At 70.8% G+C, this 4,005-nt stretch carries 3 protein-coding genes and 1 pseudogene; 2 read left to right on the top strand and 2 right to left on the bottom strand.

The window, feature by feature from the left end; genetic code table 11:
• Together ACWELQ_RS40275 and ACWELQ_RS40280 are read left to right on the top strand one after the other, a co-directional pair.
• Window positions 1-184, top strand: a pseudogene (locus tag ACWELQ_RS40275) (pyridoxal-5'-phosphate-dependent protein subunit beta); the annotation flags it as partial.
• 47 nt (window positions 185-231) lie between these two features.
• Entirely contained in the window at window positions 232-1,494 is a 1,263-nt protein-coding gene (locus ACWELQ_RS40280; protein WP_452402255.1) for an MFS transporter, read from the top strand.
• Here the strand turns inward: ACWELQ_RS40280 and ACWELQ_RS40285 are convergent.
• Together ACWELQ_RS40285 and ACWELQ_RS40290 are read right to left on the bottom strand one after the other, a co-directional pair.
• A complete protein-coding gene (locus tag ACWELQ_RS40285) occupies window positions 1,390-2,331 on the bottom strand; it encodes a M56 family metallopeptidase (RefSeq protein WP_452402253.1) in 942 nt (313 codons plus the stop codon). The two genes, ACWELQ_RS40280 and ACWELQ_RS40285, sit on opposite strands and share 105 nt — an antisense overlap.
• 352 nt (window positions 2,332-2,683) lie before the next feature.
• Window positions 2,684-4,005: alpha-ketoacid dehydrogenase subunit beta (locus tag ACWELQ_RS40290; RefSeq protein ID WP_452402254.1), on the bottom strand; the 1,322-nt coding region annotated here is incomplete at its 5' end.

Consider the following 4,005-nt stretch of genomic DNA (forward strand, 5'->3'; position numbering starts at 1 on the left):
CTTCGATACGATCTACAACGATTCCTATTGCGCCGCACACGGTCTGCTCGACGCCGTGCCGCCGGCAGCGCCTGACGTGATCGGCCATCCGCGGGAACGGCAAGTGTCGCGGTGGACGCGCTGCACGACGGTGATCGACCCGCGGATCCCGGCCGCGGCCGCGCTGCCGGGAGCCTCGGCGTGAGCATCCTGGCGAACTTCCGTGGCTTCGACCGGGCCGCACAGTTGCTGATGGTCAATCAGTTCGGGATCAACCTGGGCTTCTACATGCTGATGCCGTACCTTGCCGGATACCTGTCGGGGCCACTGGGTTTGGCGGCGTGGGCGGTCGGGCTGGTGCTGGGCGTCCGCAATTTCTCGCAGCAGGGCATGTTCCTGCTGGGCGGCACACTGGCCGACCGGCTCGGCTACAAACCGCTGATCGTCGCCGGATGTCTCTTGCGCACAGCGGGTTTCGCGCTGCTGGTGTTCGCCTCGTCGCTGCCGGGCCTGCTGATCGCCTCGGCGGCCACCGGCTTCGCGGGCGCGCTGTTCAATCCGGCCGTGCGCGCCCATCTCGCCGTCGAGGCGGGCGAGCGGCGGGTGGAGGCGTTCGCGGTGTTCAACGTCTTCTATCAGGCGGGCATGCTGGCGGGACCGCTGGTGGGACTGGCGTTGCTGGTCATTGATTTCCGGGTCACGGCCGGGGCGGCGGCGGTGGTGTTCGCGGCGTTGACGATCGCGCAATTGTGCGCGTTGCCGCCGCGGCGTTCAGTTTCCGCCGTGCCCACCTCGGTGCTCGAGGATTGGCGGACGGTCGCGGCGAACCGGCGTTTCGTGGCGTTCGCGGTGGCGATGGTCGGCTCGTATGTGCTGTCGTTTCAGGTGTATCTGGCACTGCCGTTGCAGGCGCGGTATCTGGCGGGCGCGCACGCGCAGGCGGTCACCTCGGCGCTGTTCGTCGTCTCCGGTGTGGTCGCGGTGGCGGGGCAGCTGCGCATCACCGCGTGGTTCCGGCGGCGGTGGGGGACCGGGCGCGGGCTGGTCGTGGGCGTGGCGCTGCTGGGCGTCGCGTTCCTGCCCTTGGCGATCGTGCCCGGTGGCCGCTTCGGTGCGGCGGTCGGGAGCGGCGCACTGCTGCTGGGTGCGGCGGTGCTGGCGGTGGGGACGGCCGCGGTGTTCCCGTTCGAGATGGACACCGTCGTCTCGCTGTCGGGAAATCGTCTGGTGGCAACCCATTACGGCTTCTACAACACCGTGGTCGGGGTGGGCATCCTGCTCGGCAACCTCGGCACCGGCGCGTTGCTGGGCGCGGCGCGCGGAGCGGGCGCGGATCGGCTGGTGTGGCTCGGGCTGGCGGTGATCGGCGGATGCGCGGCGATGGCGTTGCACCGGTTGGAGCGCTCGGACCTAGAGCGCGCAGACCTCGATGCCGATGCCCGCGGCGATGATGGCGGCCACCGGGATGGCGACCGCCGTGAGCGCGCCCACGGTGGCCGCCACCCGGGTATGTAGCCGCGGCGGGTCGAGTGGTTCGGCGAGGCGGCGCACGCGCGGGAGCAGCGCCGCCTCGGCCGTGGCGGGCGGGGTGTCGAGGGTGGACAGGGTGAGCAGGGCGGCCAGCACGGTGGCGCGGCCGTGGATGCGGGCCGCGGCGTCGTCGGCGAGCATCTCGAGCAGGCGGGCCACCTCCGACGCGCCGACGGTGAACAGGTCGATGCGCGGCATGACCGTGGCCAGGCCGCGGGTGAGGGTGAGCAGCAGGTGATGGCGGCCCTCGAGGTGGGCGCGTTCGTGCGAGAGGACGGCGTCGACGTGATGGTCGTCGAGCGCGGTCAGCACGCCGCGGCTCACGACGATCGTATGCGGTTTGCCCGCAACGCAATACGCGGCCGGATGATCGACATCCAGGACGACGGCGTCGAGGTCGGGGTGGTGGCGTCCGGCCACCCGGGCCATGCGCGCGTGCTCGAGGGTGCGCCGGCGCGAGCGCAACAGGGTGGCGGCGAGCCGGTAGGCCACCAGAGTCGCTGCGAGCGAAGCGAATCCGGACAGCACCAGCAGCCCGGTCTGCAGCGGCCCGCCGTAGTCGCCGACGGCGGCGTCGTGCAGGTGCAGCAGACAGCTGTCCATGAATCGGGCCGGGAACAGCGAGATGCGATGCGTGATGAGGTCGATGACGAGAATCGCGAGGGTCACCGTCCAGGCCAGCAGGGTGGAGACCATGGCGGCGATCCAGGCGGCGACGGCCATGCGCGGCGCGGCTCCGTCGACGGTGAAGCGGCCCAGCAGCCGGGGCGCCAGCACCGCGACCGCGAATCCGTAGAGCATCAGGCAGAGGGCGACGCTCATGGCCACACCCGCGCTGCTCGCATACGTTGTTCCTCCCGTGACGTGCGCTCGAGTGTAGAGGGCGAAACTGAGGGCAGGCTTACCGTTCGCGCCGCGACGGGAGGCGACGTGGCGGATGGCACGGCCTCTGGCAACTGTGATCTTCTCCGTGATCGATCGCCGTGCGTGTCCTCGGGGCCTTGCGCCGGAGCCGGATCTCCGGTATCTACGTATCTACGTAGTTGTTACGTAGATAATCTGTGTGTCGCTCCCTCGGCGGCACCGGGACGCCGACCGGACCGGCGTCGATGGCGGGTGGAGCCTGGTACTTCCGCGAGCAGGCCCCGGCTCCACCCCTCATTACCGAGCCCTGTCAGCGGGCCGCGGGAGCGGCCAGCAGCGCGCGGGCGGCCGCCTCGATCGCGGCCTCGTCCAGCAGCACCGTCGACGCCGCGGGTCCCAGCGGCACGAAACTGTCGGCACTGGTCACCCGCGCGAGCGGGCCGTCGAAACCGGCATCCAGCAGTGCGGTGCACACCGCCTCGGAAACGCCGCCGCTGCGGCGGGTTTCATCCGCGATGAGCACCCGGCCGGTGGCGCGCGCGTGATCGAGCAGATCCTCCACCGGCAGCGGGGCCAGCCAGCGCAGATCCAGCACCCGGGCGTGGATGCCGTGCGCCGCCAGCCGCCGCGCCACCCGCAGGCTCATGGGCACGCCGTTGGCGAAGCTGACGATGGTCAGATGCGCGCCGGTCCCGTGCACCCGGGCCCGCCCGATATCGGCATGGCGCACACCGGAAATCGGGGCCAGCCAGGCGCCGTCACCGGCGCGATACAGGTCGCGCGTGTGATACAGCGCGATCGGCTCGAGGAATACGCACACCCGTCCGTCCACGCGCGCGGCCGACACGCAGGTGCGCAGCATGGCCGCCGCGTCGTCGGCGCGAGCCGGGACGGCGATCACCAGGCCGGGGATATCCCGCAGCGCGGCAAGGGAATTGTCATTGTGGAAGTGCCCGCCGAAGCCCTTCTGATAGGCGAGTCCGGCGATGCGCACCACGAGAGGATTGCGGTATCGGCCCCCGGAGAAGAACGACAGCGTGGCCGCCTCCCCGCGTAGCTGATCCTCGGCATTGTGCACATACGCCAGGTACTGGATCTCCGGAATCGGCACGAACCCCGCCAGCGCCGCCCCGAGCGCGGTGCCCAGGACGCTCTGCTCGTCGAGCAGCGTGTCGAAAACCCTTCGGACACCGAAGTTTTGCTGCAAGCCCTTGGTGACGCCGTAGACGCCGCCCTTGCGGCCCACATCCTCGCCGAAGACCAGTACATCCGGGTCTCGGGTCAGCAACCCCGAGAGGGTCTGATTGACCGCCTGCGCGAGGGTCAGTCCGTCGCCTGCCGTGATCGACTGCCCGGCAGCGGTTTCGGCTCCGGGCTCCGGGGTGCCGCCGTTGCGGTCGGCGTCGGCGCGGGAGCGCAGCGTATCGGTGCGCACCACCGTCGGGCGGGCCGGTGCCAGCGACGCCATGACCGCGGCCGCCGTCGTCAATTTTGGTTCGTTCCAGGCGCTTTCGGCGGCCTTGGCGACCTGCTCCCCGATCTCGTCGTAGCGGCTGCTCATCTCGGCCGGGGTGAGCACGCCCGCGGCGACCAGCAGCCGGGCGGTGGCGGTGACGGGATCGCGGCGCAGGT

The sequence above is a fragment of the Nocardia sp. NPDC004722 genome (assembly GCF_053601505.1).

Coding starts and splice junctions, on each gene's coding strand:
- ACWELQ_RS40280 (WP_452402255.1), top strand. CDS start 232: ATGGTCAATCAGTTCGGGATCAACCTGGGCTTCTACATGCTGATGCCG.
- ACWELQ_RS40285 (WP_452402253.1), bottom strand. CDS start 2,331: ATGAGCGTCGCCCTCTGCCTGATGCTCTACGGATTCGCGGTCGCGGTG.